Consider the following 16,950-nt stretch of genomic DNA (forward strand, 5'->3'; position numbering starts at 1 on the left):
ATTCATCGCTTGAAACCAGGATTCTTTTGATAAATTGCCTACTGCTTCAGCTGTAGGGAATAGAGATTTTTTCCTCATTTAGGGCTTTAGCCAAATCTTTTATGTTTGAACCTTTCCAAGCCAAATTTCACCATTTGATCCATTTTGGCTAAAGCCAAGGGTTCTCGCTATTTTATTTTAAGAATGGATTAAAGCCAAGTTCCTATTGAAAAAATATTCATTTAGAATCAGGATCTCTTAATCAATTGCCTGCTGCTTCAGTATTGGCCGAACTAATCATTAATATGAAAAATTTCACAGAAAAATTTGGTTTTTTTTGATTTTATAACTAACATCACCTAGCCCTTATTTTTGTTGTCATTAATTGTTGATTGGGAATCTGGTTTTTAAGGGTTATCGAAAAATAGTTTGTATCCGTGATCTAGGACTTTTAATAGGTTATTTTTTATCTGGACGGGAAGGTTGGGCGGTTTGAAGAAATGATCTGTTAAAGGAGGGACTGAGTTCCTTTAAGCAATTCAGGATGTTTACGTTTATTCTAACCGATTATCCTTTTAAAAGGTATGAAAGCCAGGATTTTCCCTTCCGCTATTGCAAGGCACAGCGTCGAAGTTTTTGATGCCCGGATTAGTGTCCGCTCCCAAGCCATTTACCTCTTTATTTTAACCTTACTCCTGGGCGCAAGCATTGCCCTATTTTTTGTGTATGTAGACGTGGCGGTACAATCACGAGGTACCTTTCAGTCTGCTTTGCAGCGTAACCCGCTGATGACTGCGGTGGGGGGAAGGTTGGAAAAGTGGAACCTTGCCGAAAACCAAAAGGTACAGAAAGGAGAAGTGTTGGCTGTGATCAGAAAAGAAGCACTACACCTGGAAATGCAGGGAGTGCGAGAGCGACTTGCGCTTTTAAATGACTTTATTTCGGATTTAAGGCAATTGCTAGGAGCAAATTTGTCAAAAGACCACGATCGCGCTGTCCTGCTACAGACACATTATTTCCAGGCTTCTCTGGTGGAGTTCCGGACGGAATTAAGTAACCAATCTGCGGCAGTTCAGAAATTGGAGCGTGATTATGATAGGGCCAAAACACTCCTAAACAGCCAATCACTGGCTTTTGCGGATTTTGACGAGGTAGAAGTACGGTACAAGCAGGCCAGGGCCCAATTGGAATTGATCCAAAAGCAGAAAATTCATGCCTGGGAGCAAGAGCTGAATAATTTCAGGAATGAAAAGAATAAGCTAAATAATCAGCTTCAGGTGTATGCGGAAGAAATGGACCGATACAGCATTTTGGCCGGTACGAATGGCACCCTGATCAATGTATTAAACCTGAACGAAGGTGATTTTATCCACCCTCAGCAAAAATTGGCTGAGATCTCCCCGGATACCACCTTATTGGCAGTAACGTATATTTCCCCCGCTGATATCGCATTTATCAAAAAAGGGCAAGAAGTGAGTTTTCAGGTGGATGCCTATAATTATAACCAGTGGGGGATTGCAACAGGTAGTGTGTGGGAAGTTGCTGATGACCTGACATTAATAAATGAAAACGAAGTGGGCTACCTGGTCACCTGTCTCTTAGAGCGTTCTTATTTGACCCTTTCGAATGGGGCATTTGGCCATGTCAAAAAAGGGATGACCTTCAATGCCCGCTTTGTAGTGGCAAGGCGTTCCTTGTCTCAGTTGCTATACGATAAGGTGGATAACTGGATCAACCCTTTTGTCAACAAACAGCCCTAACCGGGATGCGATATGAGTATAAAGATCAAACAGCGAGACATCACCGACTGCGGCGCTGCCTGTCTGGCTTCGGTAGCTTCCTATTACAAGTTGGAAATGCCGGTGGCAAAAATCAGGCAAATGGCTTCTACCGACCAAAAAGGAACCAATGTATTGGGATTGATTGAAGCCGCCACAAAAATGGGGTTTTCGGCAAAGGGGGTACGCGGAGAATTTGAGGCATTAAAGGAGATACCCATGCCGGTTATCGCCCATTTAGTGGTCAACAAAGTACTTCACCATTTTGTGGTTTTGTATAAGGTGGGTGAACAAACGGTGAGCTATATGGACCCCGCAGACGGGCAATTTCATAAAATTAGCCATCATGATTTTAAAAATTCCTGGACCGGAGTGTTGGTGCTGTTAATGCCCAATGATGACTTTAGAGCGGTTAACCAAAGAGTAAGCACCTGGAGCAGGTTTTGGTTTTTGATGCGTCCGCACCGTGGGGTGATGTTTCAATCCCTATTAGGGGCGATGATCTATACCCTCCTGGGCTTGTCTACTTCCATATATGTGCAGAAAATCATTGACCATGTGTTTATCGGAAGAAATACCAACCTACTCAACCTGCTGTCGGTGACCATGATTGTCTTGTTGTTGTTGCAAATCACCATAGGGGTTTATAAAACGCTCTTCGTGTTAAAGGTGGGGCAGCGCATTGATGCCAGGCTGATTTTGGGGTATTACAAACATCTTCTGACACTACCCCAACGCTTTTTTGATACCATGAGAGTGGGGGAGATCATCTCCCGCGTCAACGACGCAGTGAAGATCAGGGCATTTATCAATGACGTTTCCATAGGCCTGGTGGTGAATGTCTTCATCGTACTTTTCTCTTTTGCACTGATGTTTACCTTTTACTGGAAGCTGGCATTGGTGATGCTGTTGGTAATTCCACTGTATGCCCTGATTTATGGCATCACCAACCAACTCAATAAAAAAATTGAACGAAGGCTTATGGAAGAATCGGCTGAGTTGGAATCCCAACTGGTAGAATCCATTACGGCTGCCGGAACGATAAAAAGGTTTGGTGCTGAAGAACATGCGAATATCAAGACGGAAGTCCGATTTGTCTCCCTGCTCCGTACCGTTTACAAATCAGGTACAAGCTCCATTTTTTCTGGCACTTCTGCAGAAACCGTTTCCAGGTTGTTTACCATTATACTTCTTTGGGTAGGGGCTGGGTATGTGTTGAGGAATGACATAACTCCCGGGGAGCTGATGGCTTTTTATGCCTTGACGGGATATTTGACGGGCCCTATTTCAGATCTTATTGGCATGAACAAAACGATTCAAAATGCCCTGATCGCAGCAGATCGCTTATTCGAGATCATGGATCTGGAAGTAGAAAGTGCCGATGAGACCTTCCCCCTAAATAAGGAAGAAGCAGGAGATATTGTTTTTAAGAATGTAAGCTTTCGATATGGTTCCAGAACCAATGTCTTCGAAGACCTTAATCTGGTTGTTCCAAAAGGCAAAATTTCCGGAGTAGTAGGGGAGAGTGGCTCGGGCAAAAGCACCCTGGTAGCCTTATTGCAAAACCTATATCCCCTACAATCGGGACAGGTTTACATTGGAAAACATAATATTCAATACATTAACCATTCGAGCCTTCGGCAATTGGTCTCCGTGGTGCCGCAGCGCATTGATCTATTTGCTGGCAATATTCTGGAAAACATTGCACTAGGAGACTACCAACCCGATATGCAACGTATCGTCAACATCTGTAACAAGTTGGGCATGATGGATTTTATAGAAACCCTTCCCAACGGATTTGGAACATATCTGGGAGAAAACGGAGCCGTTTTGTCGGGTGGGCAGAAACAGCGCATAGCCATTGCCAGGGCACTGTACCGGGATCCTGCCATTCTGATCCTGGATGAGGCCACCGCCTCATTGGATTCTGATTCAGAGCAGTTTGTACGCAATACCATGCGCATACTGGCAACGGAGGGAAAAACCATCCTTTTCATCACCCATCGGCTGGCAGCCGTTCAGGAAATGGACCGGATTTTTGTTCTGGATAAGGGGCAACTTATAGAGGAAGGCACGCATGAAGACCTTCTGGGCAAGGAAGGCAAATATTCAAAAATGGTAAAGAAACAGTTTTTGGTAGTGAATTTAACGAGTTAAACCGCATGGATTATGGAGTTTATTAGACAGATTGAGCGATTTCAGCTATTAAATAAGCTGGTAAAGGAACAACGCACGGGGAGTCCTAATGATATGGCAAAAAAGATGGGGATAAGTAAAAGGCAATTGTACGTGTACCTCGAATACCTAAAGGATTTGGGAGTTGAAATTTCTTTCTCGAGAAAACTAAATAGTTTCATTTATAAGGGAAATACTAAAATTTATATTGATCTGAGATTTGAGATACTTAAAGTATCAGAGAATTGATAAATAATTAATGAAAACTTGATTAATGTTATTTTATTGCATTGATCAGAGTTAATTTAGAGTGAAATTAAAGAGAAAATAACTTATAACATGTATAGGAAGGATTAAAATGTTAAAAAATTTGGTGTAATAATTAAACTTGATTAAAATTATGGAAAAGTTAAAAGAACTAAGTTTAGAAGAATTAAAAGTGATTAATGGGGGAGAACCAGTTTCGATTGCCATAGGACTATTTGCTTTAGCGATAGCAGTCGGTTCTGTAGGTGTTTATCTTTATAATAATTCTGGGGATATAGCAAGAGGTTTTAGGGATGGAAGGAAAGGAAATTATAATCCACCACTATCTTGTAGGTAACTAAAATTAATTTATTATCTTATGAAAGAGTTAACTAATAACGAATATTTATCAGTCATGGGAGGTGATCTCTTCTTATATGATGTGTTCTATTTAGCTGGTATGGTTTTTCAATCAAGTTTAGAAAGTGGAAGGAGAGCTAGAAGAACACTGGGAACGAATAGCTACATGATTTCTCTTAAAATGGGAGGCCTTTAGTTTATTGTAGTAAATTACCTATGTCGGTGATTAAATGATAAGTTTAAATTGGACTAAGATGATAAATAATGATAATAAATATAAAATTGGGTTCTATGTTCTTTTAATTTTTTCTATTTTGGTTTTATTAGTTCAATTATATAATGCTATTAAACCAACGAATTATTAAAATTGTATCGGATTTAGGATAAGTAATTTATAGGGATGTTTCATATCGATACCAATTTATAGGGGTCTTAAGGCTAGTATTTCCCCTCCTTGGGGTCTTACAGAATACCATGTATTTGGATTAAAATGGCCTGTTTTTAGGTGGATATTTCAAGGCCGACTAATAATTTGTCGATAGGCAGTATGCTGATGGACATTATTTATTCCGTTATATGAAGATTAAAAATAAAATACTATTAATTAATGTTACCATTATATTTTTGATGATTTTATTTCAAAAAGAAATCTCCTATTATCTCCAACACAATGGGATTATTTTTTCTGTTGCTATTGTGTGTTCGTTTCTGTATTCAGTATTTATATTTTTCGCTGGTGCTTCAAATGGTCTTGTATACATCGCTCCAATTATAAGTTTATTTTTAGGATACTATATGTTTTGGATTGAATCGAGTTATATTAAATTAAATGAGCTTATAATTGGTATAATAATAGGAGTATTACTATATGTTTTAGAAGTAGTAATGTTCAAGAGATTTTCGTTATAATTTCAGAAGGTTTTTTTACTTAAACGGTTAAGTTAGGTTTTTATATAATTGTATTATTGATGGTTTCTATTGAAAAAAAATAATGATTGAAACCTTTTCGACACTCTGCCTTATACTGATTTTTATACTTTCAATTCGAGGTTTTTATATTTTTTATAATAACAAGGTAAAACTAAGAGAAATAGCGGGAATTTATTTTTTAAAGAATTTAAATTATAGTATATATTTTTTTATTTTAATTCTTATTTTGTTTTATTCTATCATCTTATTAAATATATATAATAATTATATTGTTTTTAATTTTACTAATAATTATAAAATAATATTTTCACAAATTCCGAAATATTTATCCATAGCAATAGTAGAAGAATTTATTTTTAGAATTTTACTTTTTGCAAGCCTTATCCATTATATTTCCAGAAAAAATGCGTTGATATTTTTTGCTTCTGTTCTTTTTAGCTTATACCATTTCCCAACAAATGGTATCTATTTTGTAAGTTATTTCCTGGCTGGTATCATGTACGGGTATTCATTTGTAAAATTTCAATCCATACTCATTCCGATAGGTATTCATTTTTCCTGGAATTTTGTACAAGGCGCTATTTTTGGGTTCCCTGTTTCTGGAATCGAATCAGATGGACTTCTGAATATTAGTATTATACCCCATGATATTTATAATGGCGGTAGCCAGGGGCCGGAGGGTAGCGTTATTGGAATCATGATTCGATTAGCCATTATAGTGCTTATATATTCCCTCCCCTCGAAACAAACAAATGATCAATTTTTAAAATACGCTAGTGATTTTAAGAGCTAAAAAATTTTGACTAAAGCCAGGGTTCTTGCTATTCTATTTTTATGAATAGGCTAAAGCCCGATTCCTATTGAATAATAACCAATTAGAGGAATAGTCTAAAGCCTCATTTTTTTGAAGAATCATCGCTTGAAACCAGGATCCTTATAATCAATTGCCTGCTGCTTAGGGTATCGGTTTTGGCTAAAGCGTGGGTTCTTGCTATTCTATTTTAAGAATGGGCTAAAGCCTCATTCCTATTGAAAAATATTCAATTAGAGGAATAGTCTAAAGCCAGATTTAATTGTAGAGTCATCGCTTGAAACCAGCATGCTTTTAATCAATTGCCTACTGCCTCAGCTGTAGGCAATATTGATTTTTCCCCCACCAATGGCTTTAGCTAAACCCTTTATCCTTAACCCTTTCCAAACCAAATTTCATTATTTCATCCATTTTCGCTAAAGCCAGGATTTTTTTTCATTTTCGGGAATGATTTCAACTGAAGTATGGGGTTTCAAAATGAGCTGGTCGGATGAGGGGTTCAGTAGGCTGTCATGCCAACAGATAAAGGCTCCCTTCGATGGTCTTTAAAGGAAAATTTAGTATTATTATTCCTGGTAAGATGGAGAATATAGCTAATATGAATGCAACAGTCTTTGAGGAACATTTAGAAAAGAGATATGGGGCACCAGGAACAGATCAAGGAATAGCATTTGAGTCGGTGACGAAAGCTTTTGCCATTTATATAGGTTAGGAAAAGCCGGGAGGAGGCGGGTTCCGAAAGTGCTCGCCAACCATAAGCTTCGATGCGTTAGGCATAATTTGAAACTACGAACACCATGAAAATTTGCGTCGCACAGACAGAAGCGGAAAGAGGTAATATTCAGCGCAATATCGAAAACCATTTGGGATGGATTGAACTTGCCATTACCGAAAAATCCGACTTGATCCTATTTCCCGAATTATCGTTGACTGGCTACGAACCGGTGCTTGCAAAGGAGTTAGCCACCCAACAAAATGATGCGAGACTTGAGCAATTTCAAGAAATTAGCGACGCGAACCAGATTACAATTGGGATTGGCTTGCCCACCATATCGGACGCAGGTATACTGATCAGCATGATTCTATTTGAACCCGGGCAGGATAGAAAAATTTATTCCAAACAAAAACTACATTTGGACGAACGACCATATTTTATTCAAGACAACCATCAGATAATTTTGACCATAAAAAGCAATAAAATTGCCCCAGCCATTTGCTATGAATCACTGCAACCCGAACACGCGGAAAGCGCGCACAGGCTGGGAGCAGAAATATATATAGCAAGCGTTGCCAAGTCCCAGAAAGGGGTTGAAAAAGCATTCAGACATTTCCCGAAAATCGCAAGGAAGTTTTCAATGCCCGTGCTGATGTCCAATAGCATTGGATTTTGTGGTAATTTTCAAAGCGTTGGACAGAGTGCTATTTGGAATAGTCAAGGCGAACTTTTGAAAAAATTAGATAGCGACAAGGAAGGACTTCTACTAGTTGACACGGGGACGCAACAGGTAATGGTGAAGGAAAAAGCCGTCGGCGACGCGTAAGTTCTTCCGGCTTAGCTGGATCAGGCTGTACGTTTTGTTCAGCCAGGCGTGCAAAGGGATTTTAAATTATTCGGTAGAAGGGTTAAAAGAAAATGAAGCCAGGATGCCCTTAAGCATCGAATGTTGGCAGGATAGGATTGTCGCCGTACTATCCCGTCTCACAAGGGATGGAATCATCCTTTTTTCGGTTTTCCCATTAGATTGGTTCCCTTACTACATCGCGTTAAATTCCAAGTTAAAAAATCTATTAGGGATTGGGAATCAAAAAAAGAAATTAGTTGCTCAGAATGGGATTTTTCAGGAAAGGAAGAAGGGGTTGTTTATGGTATTGTGAGAAGCCGCATTCCTATTGAAAAATCATTATTTAGAGTCAGCCAGGATTCTCTTGATCAAATGCCTACTGCTTCAGCTGTAGGCAATAGGCATCCAGTTAGCATCCATGGCTTTAGCCAAATCATGAGTTCTTAAAGCATTCAAAGCAGAAATTCACATTTGATAAAGAGGGTTGCACCTCGCCTCTTTCTTAATCAGTCAGACCGATTGTAAAATTCAATATGGTAAAAGCAGGACAATTATTTCCAGGGTTTTTCCCCCTTGCGGTATCATTTTTGTCACCATATTGGGAAACTTAGAAACATATGAATAAGACCATTCTTTTAAACAAACGCCCATATGGAAAGCCGACCCTCGATGATTTTAAAACGGTCAGTGAGGAAGTTCCTACTGCCAAAGAAGGGGAGGTTTTGCTGAAAACAGTTTACGTTTCGGTCGATCCCTATCTTCGTGGCAGAATGAATGATGCGAAGTCCTATATTCCACCGTTCGAATTAAACAAACCGATTCAGTCGGGAATAATAGCTGAAGTGGTGGACTCCAACCTTCCGGATTTCAAAAAGGGCGAGTTTGTGTCTGGTATGTTGGAGTGGAAGGAATTTCAGACTTCTAAAGGTAAAGGTCTGAATAAAGTGGACCCGACAGTGGCGAAACTATCCAGTTACTTGGGGATTTTAGGAATGACCGGGCTTACTGCCTATTTAGGCTTGATGGAAATCGGAAAGCCAACGCAAGGGGAGACCCTGGTGGTTTCCGGTGCTGCCGGAGCCGTAGGAACGGTAGTCGGACAGATTGGAAAATTGGTCGGTTGCAATGTGGTGGGTATTACCGGCGATGATGAAAAAGTAGCGCTTTTAACCTCAACTTTTGGCTTTGATCATGCCATCAATTATAAAACAACCCCCGATTTGAAAAAGGCTATCAAAGAAGCTTGTTCTGAGGGAGTAGATATTTACTTTGATAACGTTGGTGGGGAGATATCCGATGCGGTATTGGCAAACATCAATAAGTTTGCGCGATTGCCCGTTTGTGGTGCCATCTCACTCTACAACGAAACAGAAGTGCCAATGGGCCCTCGATTGCAGCCCATACTCCTCACCAAAAGTGCCACCATGCGTGGATTTATCATCGGTGACTTTGCGGAAAAATTTCCATCCGCCATACAGCAGCTAGCTTCCTGGCTAAAAGACGGAAAACTACAATTCAGCGAAACCATTGTAGAAGGATTTGACAACATTCCGCAGGCATTTCTGGATTTGTTTGAAGGAAAAAATAAAGGGAAAATGATTGTAAAGGTATGAGAACTGCCATGGCATTGCCAGATGACGGGATAATATAAAACAAATCCAACTATTCCCCTTGCGATAAAATGCATAGACTGTCTTCCATTGCCTCCACCGAATGGGTAATTTCAAGGGGTATTTCTACTTCGTCATATTGCCTTAGTTCTATAACCCTGTTTTCCTCTTTATAAATCACTGTTCCTTCCAAAACGGTTAATTTTGATGGCGTATGGGCCTTGTGCTCTTGCAATATCATCCCTTTTCGGAACCCCATGATTAGTACCTTAAAGCCTGTTCCGTGATGGAGTGACTTGGCAATGGGATGAGTAGCAGTTTTTAGTTCGGCTTTTATTTCTTTGATCGTCATCTGTTTATCCTTAGGTAATGTCCAACTATTTTTCCTTTATTGAAAGACAGGGTTATTGATGGCATTCAACGAATAGCCCCTCAATCAGCCGTTTGTCAAAACCGTTTCGATAATTTAGATTGGTCTTTTGGGCTGCTTGCTTATTTAGTAAGCCTAAGTTAAGAAAAACCTCGGGAAGGTCCAGTTTTATATGTGTTCCTTCCAATCCCAAAAAAGCCTGTCCATGGAATTGACTTTGTATTTCTCGAAAAAAATCGTTTTTCACAACCTCCAGCCCTACCTTTACGTCCAATACCTGCACTGTTTTTTAAAACATCCATACGTTAACTATGAAAAAAATATTAATTCCCATTGGCATCATCCTCCTGATTGGCATATTTGTCTATACCAAAGCCGTAGGCGTGTACAATACCTTTGTACAAACCGAAGAAACCATCAACGGTTCTTGGGCCGAAGTAGAAACCCAGTACCAGCGCCGGGCAGACCTGATTCCGAATTTGGTCAATACGGTAAAGGGCTATGCGGACTTTGAACAGGAAACGCTGACGGGTGTGATCGAAGCGCGTGCGAAAGCCACGTCCATCAGCTTGCAGGCGGATGACCTAACACCTGAAAATATTGAACGGTTCCAGGAAGCACAGGACCAACTGAGCGGGTCGCTTAGCAGGCTACTCGTGGCCGTGGAGCGGTATCCCGACCTGAAAGCCAATCAAAACTTTCTTGAATTGCAAGCACAACTCGAAGGGACGGAAAACAGAATTGCCGTCGCCAGAAGAAACTTCAACCAGTCCGTTCAGGGCTACAATGCCAACCTAAGAACTTTCCCAAACAATGTATTTGCCGGTTGGTATGGGTTTGAAACGAAGGGTTATTTCGAAGCGGCAGCTGGTTCTGAAAATGCACCCACAGTAGAATTTTAAATCCAAATCTTATGGCCGAAAAACTATTCAGCACAGCAGACCGGGCCATTATCACCGATGCCATCCGGAATGCCGAAAAAGAAACATCTGGTGAAATCCAGGTTCACATCGAAAGCCATTGCAAAGGAGAGGTGCTCGACCGGGCTGCCCAGGTATTCGAGAAACTCAAGATGCACAAAACCAAGTACCGCAATGCGGTGCTTTTTTACCTGGCGGTGGAGGACCATCAATTTGCCATTCTAGGAGATGCCGGCATCAACCAGGTGGTTCCGGAACACTTCTGGGAAAATATCAAGGAAGAAATGGTGATTCATTTCAAAAGAAAGGAATTTACCGAAGGCCTTAGAAAAGGCATCGAACTATCCGGGCAGCAACTTCGACAACATTTTCCTTATGACCAGAAGGGGGGCATCAACGAGCTACCCAACGAAATTTCCTTTGAATAAAACATTATGATCAAAAGACAGCTATTCACCCTATTATTTTTAGCATCCCTTTCATTTGCCGGCTGGGCGCAGGGAGATTTTCCGGAAAAACCCAACCCACCCCGGCTGGTAAATGACTTCTCCGAGACCCTTTCCCAGCAGGAGGTCAGGCAATTGGAAAACAAACTGCTGGCTTACAATGACAGTACCTCTTCCCAGGTTAGCGTCGTTTTGATCAACTCGATTGGGCCTTATGCGATAAGTGATTATGCCTTTCAATTAGGTGATAAGTGGGGAATCGGAAGGAAAGACAAGGATAATGGCATACTGATCCTTGCTGCGATGAAAGACCGCGAGGTCTTTATTGCGACGGGATACGGCATGGAAGGCGCCGTTCCGGATGCTTTGGCCAAGCGAATTGTCGAACAGCTCATTGTGCCCAATTTCCGTTCTGGGGATTATTTTGCCGGTCTGGACCAGGCTACGGACATGATCTTTAAGCTGGCTTCCGGGGAGTATGAAGCCGCAGAGCAGCTACCACCATCGGGTCGGCCTGCAGGCGCATTTCCGTTTATATTGATTTTTATTTTTGGCTTTGTGATATTGACCCTGATCAAAAACCGAAGGGACAACAATAACCACATGGGTGGAAAACGTGGGGGCGTGGACTTTTTCACCACCATGATGCTTGCCAGTATGCTTGGAGGCAATAGAGGCAAATATGGCGATTTCTCCTCTGGAAGGGGAGGCTTTGGCGGCAGTGGGGGAGGAGGTTTCGGTGGCTTCGGGGGCGGCAGCTTTGGAGGCGGTGGCGCGGGTGGTAGCTGGTAAGCTAGAAATAGACATCCTGGCTATTTTTATCAGGCGGAAAGGTGAACTCAGGGGCATTTCTATGCTTGATCCGCCCTACGAGCAGCAGCTCGCCATTGGCAAGTACTGGGAAAACATTCCTGGCAAGACTTTTCTGCCCGGATCGGTCACCTCCTCCGACCGTTTTGTGCGGGCATCTTTTTTCCTCAACTCCATTCCGCAGACGGACAACACCCGGGTGGCGGTAGCCAGCGTGTTCAGTGTTATCCGTAACGTATCCGTTCCCTATGGATTTGAAATCGAAGGTTACCCCAATTTATCTACCACCCGCTGGCGCATGGTGGCCGACCAGAAAAACCTGGTGTACTATTTTGAAACGGCACTGACGCCCAATGCCTTTTGGGTGGATTTGAAGAAAATCGATTTTAGCGAAAAAGCAGCGGTTCGCAAGCTGGATTTGGCCAATCACCGCACCTATTCCGGGGAAACCTCCGGTGATTTTAAGAAATCCGCACCTTTCCGGTTTATTGGCTTGTAAGGAGGCAGGTGTTATTCACGGTTAGCTGCATCCTTAAGATTTAGCTAAAAAAACCTGTTTTCGAGAATTAAAATATAGACCTCTGAAATGGGTTTTTAAAAAATGGTATATCTTTCCTTGGTAGGATTTAGCTTTTTTGGTGTATTATCCTTGGGGTACCATTGATTGTGCGGCTATTTTTGCCAGGTGCCTCCTTTGCGGTGCCGGCAATCGGTTAATTGACAGAAGACCAACATAAAACGTCAGTTCATGAAAAAATTTGCATCCATTTGGCTGCTTGCCGTATTTACCTGGGTCCTGGTTTCCTGCTCAACGCAGGAGCAACAAATCCTGGACCTTTCCAAGGCCGTGATTTTGGTTACACCGCAGATTGCCAGCCCGATGCAGGAAACGGTGTCAACCATTTTGGTTGAAGAAATCGAAAACAGGAGCGGCATCCGGCTGGAATTGGGTAGTGATTGGGAATCCGATACCCAAATTGCCCTCGCGCTGTCTTCGGATGAAAGCTTGTATGGAAAGACCGTTCCTTCACGCAAGGGCTTCGATGCGCCTGAACAAGAGAAAGAGGGTTACCGTATTTTTCAAGAATCCAGCGAGGCAGGGAATACGCTCTGGGTGATTGGTGCCGATACCCGCGGGATTTTGTACGGCATTGGCAAACTGCTGCGAACGGCCTACCTGAGCGAGGGTAAGGTTGCACTCAGCAGGGACATCGATTTTTCCGAATCCCCGCAGTATGCCCTTCGGGGACATCAGTTTGGGTACCGAAATACCGCCAATTCCTGGGATGCCTGGACGGTGGCTCAGTTTGATCAGCATTTTCGGGAGCAGGTGCTCTTTGGGGCCAATGCCTTTGAAAACATTCCTTTCCAGCAAATGGGTTCCAGCCCGCACTTTAAGGTGGATCCGCAGCAGATGGAAGTGGAACTCAGCCGAATCTGTGAAAAATACGACGCCGATTATTGGGTTTGGACCCCGGCTCCCCGAGACCTGAGTGTGCCCGGAGCCCTTCAAGAGGGGCTTGAGAAACAGGAAGACTTTTATGCGCGTGTTCCCCGATTGAATGCAGTATTTGTTCCAGGTGGCGATCCCGGGGATAACCATCCTTCCGAGCTAATACCCTACCTGGAGGAGCTGTCGGAGCTATTGCAGCAATACCATCCGGATGCGGGTATCTGGGTTTCCCTGCAGGGATTCAACGAAGAAAAAGTGCGGTATTTTTTTGACTACCTGCAGACCAATAATCCAGATTGGTTGGCCGGGGTGGTGAACGGGCCCAGTAGCCCGCCGATTGCGCTGGAACGGGAACTCCTACCGGAAAAATACCTCCACCGGTTTTACCCCGATATTACCCATACCGTACGCTGCCATTATCCGGCAGAAAACTGGGATCAGGCTTATGCGCTGACCCTGGGCAGGGAACCCTGTAACCCCCAGCCGCGAATGTATACGCGCTTGTTTAACCGGGACAGCCCCCATACCGATGGGTTTATCACGTATTCCGATGGTACGCATGACGATGTAAATAAAGCCGTCTGGAGCCAATTGGGTTGGGATCCCGGAAAAGATCCGGAAACCATTGTGCGGGAATATACCCGGTTTTTCTTTGGTGCGGAGCTGGCGGAGGAAGCTGCCCAGGGGATATTTGCGCTGGAGGACAATTGGGACGGGCCGATTCTGGAAAACCCGGCTATTGAAGAAACGCTTGCCTGGTGGAAAAGGCTGGAGGCCGAAAATCCCGACCTGGCCGGAAATTGGCGCTGGCAGCAATTGCTGATGCGGGCCCATTACGATGGATACATCAAAAAACGCCTCGCTTTCGAAAAACGACTGGAAGCCGAAGCCTACGCCATTCTGGCCAAAGCCGACTCGATCGGGGCCGATCAAGCGATGGAGCAAGCTTTGCAACAGCTGCAAAAAGCGGAAACCGAGCCAGTTTCTCAGGACCTGAAAGAAAAAGTGATTGCTTATGGAGAAATGCTATTTCAGAGCGTTGGGGCGCAGACCAGTGTGGAAAAATACGGAGCCAGTGGAGCCGAGCGGGGTGCCATCCTGGATTTTATCGATTACCCGCTGAAAAACCGCTGGTGGTTAGAAGACGAGTTTGAAAAGGTACGTTCGCTGGGGTCCGAGGCCGAAAAACTGGCCCGCTTGGACTTTATCCGAACCTACGAGTACCCGGGAGAAGGAAGCTTTTACGACAATATCTCCAGTGCCGATGCCAAACACGTAACGTCCAAAACCGATGATGCCATCGACTTCTTGTGGGAAAACAACGGGATCAACCGCAAGCGCCTGTCCACGCAGCTGTTCCAGTTTACCCCCACCTTGTCGTACGATGAGCTGGACCCGAATTCCGATTACCTGATCCGGGTTTCGGGCTATGGGGAAGCCCTTTTGCGGGCCAATGGACAACGGCTTACACCTACCAAATACGAGAAGGGATACGAGGAATTCAAGGAATTTCCGCTTCCCAGGGACTTGATAAGCGACGGCGAATTGGAGATCCGATTTGATAAGCCCGACGAAGCGCACTTGAACTGGCGGCAGCAGTCGCGGGTAACGGATGTGTGGCTGATCAGGCAATGAATGAACGTCTTATGCAGAAGCAAACCTGGCTATCGAATGGCTGCCGAAAAGGCAGGAAGCAGCTGTTTAGTGGGTATTTTCTTAGGTTCTGAACGAGATAATTGCTAATTCCGGTGGTTTTATGATCCTAAATTCTTAATTTAATTCCAGAAATTAAATCAGAGGGGGGTGGGGTAAAGGATTCGTTTACACGCAACGCTGACTTCAAGGTAGCGTTGCAACGGTTGATATGGCCGAAAACTCAGTGAAGTCATTATTGACTTGCAATTTTAGGCAAAAACTTGTAAATTTGTAAGATATAATGCTCTTGGTTACGTATTCTCAATTCTTCATAAAATAGAGAGAATGCCGACCCTAGAGCTTTTTTTATTAAAATGAAAAGAAGAACGGCAATATTGGTTGATGGAGGATTTTTCATTAAACGGTATCGCTCCATAAATAAAGTCAAGAATCTTGATCCTGAGAGGACGGCAAAAGATCTTTGGGAAATGTGCTTGAAACATCTTTCCCAAGCCAAGTCTGAGACTTACGATTTGTACAGGATTTTTTATTATGATTGTTTACCCTACGACAAAATGATTGTCTACCCTACGACAAAAAGCAACATAATCCGATAACGGGTAAGTCAATCGATTTTTCTAAAACTGATCAGTATAAATTTCAATATGCATTTTTTGAAGAATTAAAAAAGAAGAGAAAGATTGCTCTCCGTCTTGGAGTTTTAGAAGACCGGAAAAGATGGATTATTAAACCCTCCAAAACCAAGGAACTACTTTCAAAGCAAATTGCAATAGACGACTTGACAGAAGACGATGTGCAGTTTGACTTTAACCAAAAGATGGTGGACATCAAGATAGGATTGGATATTGCATCTATCACTTTAAAAGGTCAGGTAGATCAAATCATTTTAATTTCTGGTGACAGCGATTTCGTTCCAGCTGCAAAATTGGCACGTAGGGAGGGCATCGACTTTCTATTAGACCCCATGTGGAATCCGATAAAACCTCATCTTTTTGAACACATTGACGGTTTAGTCTCAAGGATAAAACGACCAGAAAACCACAATACCTAACCAGAAATTTGCTGATTCCGATGGTTTTATGATCCTAAATTCTTAATTTAAATCCGGAAATTGAGGATCAAGAGAGGGGGGTAAAGGATTCGTTTACAAGCAACGCCGCTGCCTTCAGGAGATAGCGTTATATGGATGTTACTTACTGTTTTACATATAACCAACTTCCAATTATCTGCCAACAGTTTTGCGAATAGGCCCTTTCCGGTTTTTCTTCTTCAGCAATGAAGGAAACGAACCTCCCCATATTCATGTTGAATCAGGTGAAGGCCATGCGAAATTTTGGCTGGAACCAGTTGAATTAGCTAATTCAACAAATTTTAGTGCCCCTGAATTAAATAAATTACGTAAATTAACAGAGGAACACAAAGCGTTAATACTAAAGAACTGGCATGAGTACTTTAACAGATAAAAAAATCAATAGAGCCAAAAAAGTCTGGTTTACGGAAGAAAGGCTTTATGTACTTTTGGAAGATGGAAGAGAAATCGGTACTCCAATTGAATGGTATTCCAAACTTCGGCAAGCTTCAAAAGAACATTTAAATAATTGGAGGTTAATTGGAGGAGGAATTGGAATTCACTGGGAAGGCCTTGATGAAGATCTCTCAGTTAATGGATTATTAAAATAAGGGAGTGTTAGCTCAACTCTGTCTGGCTTCCCTTCGGGGGCTAGCCTCACAGCCGGATCATGATGCCATGCTACCGTTCTTAGCAAAACCGTTACCTCCAAGCCATTTGCGTCTCAATCAATCCATAGCGTACGAATTCAACCATAATCTATAGAGTAAAAAAA

General features: G+C 42.5%; 18 protein-coding genes. 17 read left to right on the plus strand and 1 reads right to left on the minus strand.

Going from position 1 to position 16,950, the window contains the following annotated elements; all coding sequences use genetic code 11:
* Positions 1 to 563 precede the first annotated feature (563 nt).
* The 9 genes from GJQ68_RS18595 to GJQ68_RS18635 all read left to right on the plus strand — a co-directional run bounded on the left by GJQ68_RS18595 (position 564) and on the right by GJQ68_RS18635 (position 9,454).
* Positions 564 to 1,739, plus strand: coding sequence for an HlyD family secretion protein (locus tag GJQ68_RS18595; RefSeq protein ID WP_162418780.1), 1,176 nt, complete (start codon positions 564 to 566; stop codon positions 1,737 to 1,739).
* A 12-nt stretch (positions 1,740 to 1,751) separates the two neighbouring features.
* Complete coding sequence (locus tag GJQ68_RS18600) at positions 1,752 to 3,914, plus strand: peptidase domain-containing ABC transporter (RefSeq protein ID WP_162418781.1); 2,163 nt, start codon at positions 1,752 to 1,754, stop codon at positions 3,912 to 3,914.
* 12 nt (positions 3,915 to 3,926) lie between these two features.
* Positions 3,927 to 4,181, plus strand: a complete 255-nt coding sequence (locus GJQ68_RS18605) for an HTH domain-containing protein (RefSeq protein ID WP_162418782.1) — start codon at positions 3,927 to 3,929, stop codon at positions 4,179 to 4,181.
* Positions 4,182 to 4,332: 151 nt separating this feature from the next.
* On the plus strand, positions 4,333 to 4,536 hold the full coding sequence (locus GJQ68_RS18610) for a hypothetical protein (RefSeq protein WP_162418783.1): 204 nt from the start codon (positions 4,333 to 4,335) through the stop codon (positions 4,534 to 4,536).
* 21 nt (positions 4,537 to 4,557) lie between these two features.
* Positions 4,558 to 4,734 (plus strand): hypothetical protein, encoded by a 177-nt coding sequence (locus GJQ68_RS18615; protein ID WP_162418784.1) that lies wholly within the window; start codon positions 4,558 to 4,560, stop codon positions 4,732 to 4,734.
* Between the two features lie 795 nt (positions 4,735 to 5,529).
* Positions 5,530 to 6,261, plus strand: coding sequence for a CPBP family intramembrane glutamic endopeptidase (locus GJQ68_RS18620; protein WP_162418785.1), 732 nt, complete (start codon positions 5,530 to 5,532; stop codon positions 6,259 to 6,261).
* A gap of 556 nt (positions 6,262 to 6,817) precedes the next feature.
* Entirely contained in the window at positions 6,818 to 6,991 is a 174-nt protein-coding gene (locus tag GJQ68_RS18625; protein WP_162418786.1) for a hypothetical protein, read from the plus strand.
* An 85-nt stretch (positions 6,992 to 7,076) separates the two neighbouring features.
* Positions 7,077 to 7,820 (plus strand): carbon-nitrogen hydrolase family protein, encoded by a 744-nt coding sequence (locus tag GJQ68_RS18630; RefSeq protein ID WP_162418787.1) that lies wholly within the window; start codon positions 7,077 to 7,079, stop codon positions 7,818 to 7,820.
* A gap of 638 nt (positions 7,821 to 8,458) precedes the next feature.
* On the plus strand, positions 8,459 to 9,454 hold the full coding sequence (locus GJQ68_RS18635; RefSeq protein WP_162418788.1) for an NADP-dependent oxidoreductase: 996 nt from the start codon (positions 8,459 to 8,461) through the stop codon (positions 9,452 to 9,454).
* 49 nt (positions 9,455 to 9,503) lie between these two features.
* Here the strand turns inward: GJQ68_RS18635 and GJQ68_RS18640 are convergent, their stop codons facing one another.
* Positions 9,504 to 9,803: a cupin domain-containing protein gene (locus tag GJQ68_RS18640; RefSeq protein WP_162418789.1), complete on the minus strand. Its 300-nt coding sequence runs from the start codon at positions 9,801 to 9,803 to the stop codon at positions 9,504 to 9,506.
* 329 nt (positions 9,804 to 10,132) lie between these two features.
* Between GJQ68_RS18640 and GJQ68_RS18645 the strand changes: the two genes are divergently transcribed.
* From GJQ68_RS18645 to GJQ68_RS18680, 8 genes are all read left to right on the plus strand, one after another.
* Positions 10,133 to 10,723, plus strand: coding sequence for a LemA family protein (locus GJQ68_RS18645; protein ID WP_162418790.1), 591 nt, complete (start codon positions 10,133 to 10,135; stop codon positions 10,721 to 10,723).
* 11 nt (positions 10,724 to 10,734) lie between these two features.
* A complete protein-coding gene (locus GJQ68_RS18650) occupies positions 10,735 to 11,169 on the plus strand; it encodes a TPM domain-containing protein (RefSeq protein WP_162344283.1) in 435 nt (144 codons plus the stop codon).
* 6 nt (positions 11,170 to 11,175) lie between these two features.
* Positions 11,176 to 11,979, plus strand: coding sequence for a TPM domain-containing protein (locus GJQ68_RS18655; RefSeq protein ID WP_162418791.1), 804 nt, complete (start codon positions 11,176 to 11,178; stop codon positions 11,977 to 11,979).
* The gene (locus tag GJQ68_RS18660) at positions 11,870 to 12,496 is read left to right on the plus strand and encodes a linear amide C-N hydrolase (protein ID WP_235941796.1); all 627 of its coding nucleotides are present in this window, start codon (positions 11,870 to 11,872) and stop codon (positions 12,494 to 12,496) included. Before GJQ68_RS18655 ends, GJQ68_RS18660 begins: the two co-directional genes overlap by 110 nt.
* A gap of 249 nt (positions 12,497 to 12,745) precedes the next feature.
* On the plus strand, positions 12,746 to 15,085 hold the full coding sequence (locus GJQ68_RS18665; RefSeq protein WP_162418792.1) for a hypothetical protein: 2,340 nt from the start codon (positions 12,746 to 12,748) through the stop codon (positions 15,083 to 15,085).
* 556 nt (positions 15,086 to 15,641) lie between these two features.
* Positions 15,642 to 16,157, plus strand: coding sequence for an NYN domain-containing protein (locus tag GJQ68_RS23430; protein WP_235941797.1), 516 nt, complete (start codon positions 15,642 to 15,644; stop codon positions 16,155 to 16,157).
* Positions 16,158 to 16,344: 187 nt separating this feature from the next.
* Positions 16,345 to 16,569 carry a DUF4160 domain-containing protein gene (locus GJQ68_RS18675; RefSeq protein WP_235941802.1) on the plus strand — a complete coding sequence of 75 codons (225 nt, stop codon included), beginning with the start codon at positions 16,345 to 16,347 and terminating at the stop codon, positions 16,567 to 16,569.
* Positions 16,550 to 16,786, plus strand: a complete 237-nt coding sequence (locus tag GJQ68_RS18680; RefSeq protein WP_162418793.1) for a DUF2442 domain-containing protein — start codon at positions 16,550 to 16,552, stop codon at positions 16,784 to 16,786. Before GJQ68_RS18675 ends, GJQ68_RS18680 begins: the two co-directional genes overlap by 20 nt.
* Positions 16,787 to 16,950: the final 164 nt, after the last annotated feature.

Origin of the sequence: Cyclobacterium roseum, from assembly GCF_010119225.1 — a bacterium.
In the GTDB taxonomy this organism is placed as follows: domain Bacteria; phylum Bacteroidota; class Bacteroidia; order Cytophagales; family Cyclobacteriaceae; genus Cyclobacterium; species Cyclobacterium roseum.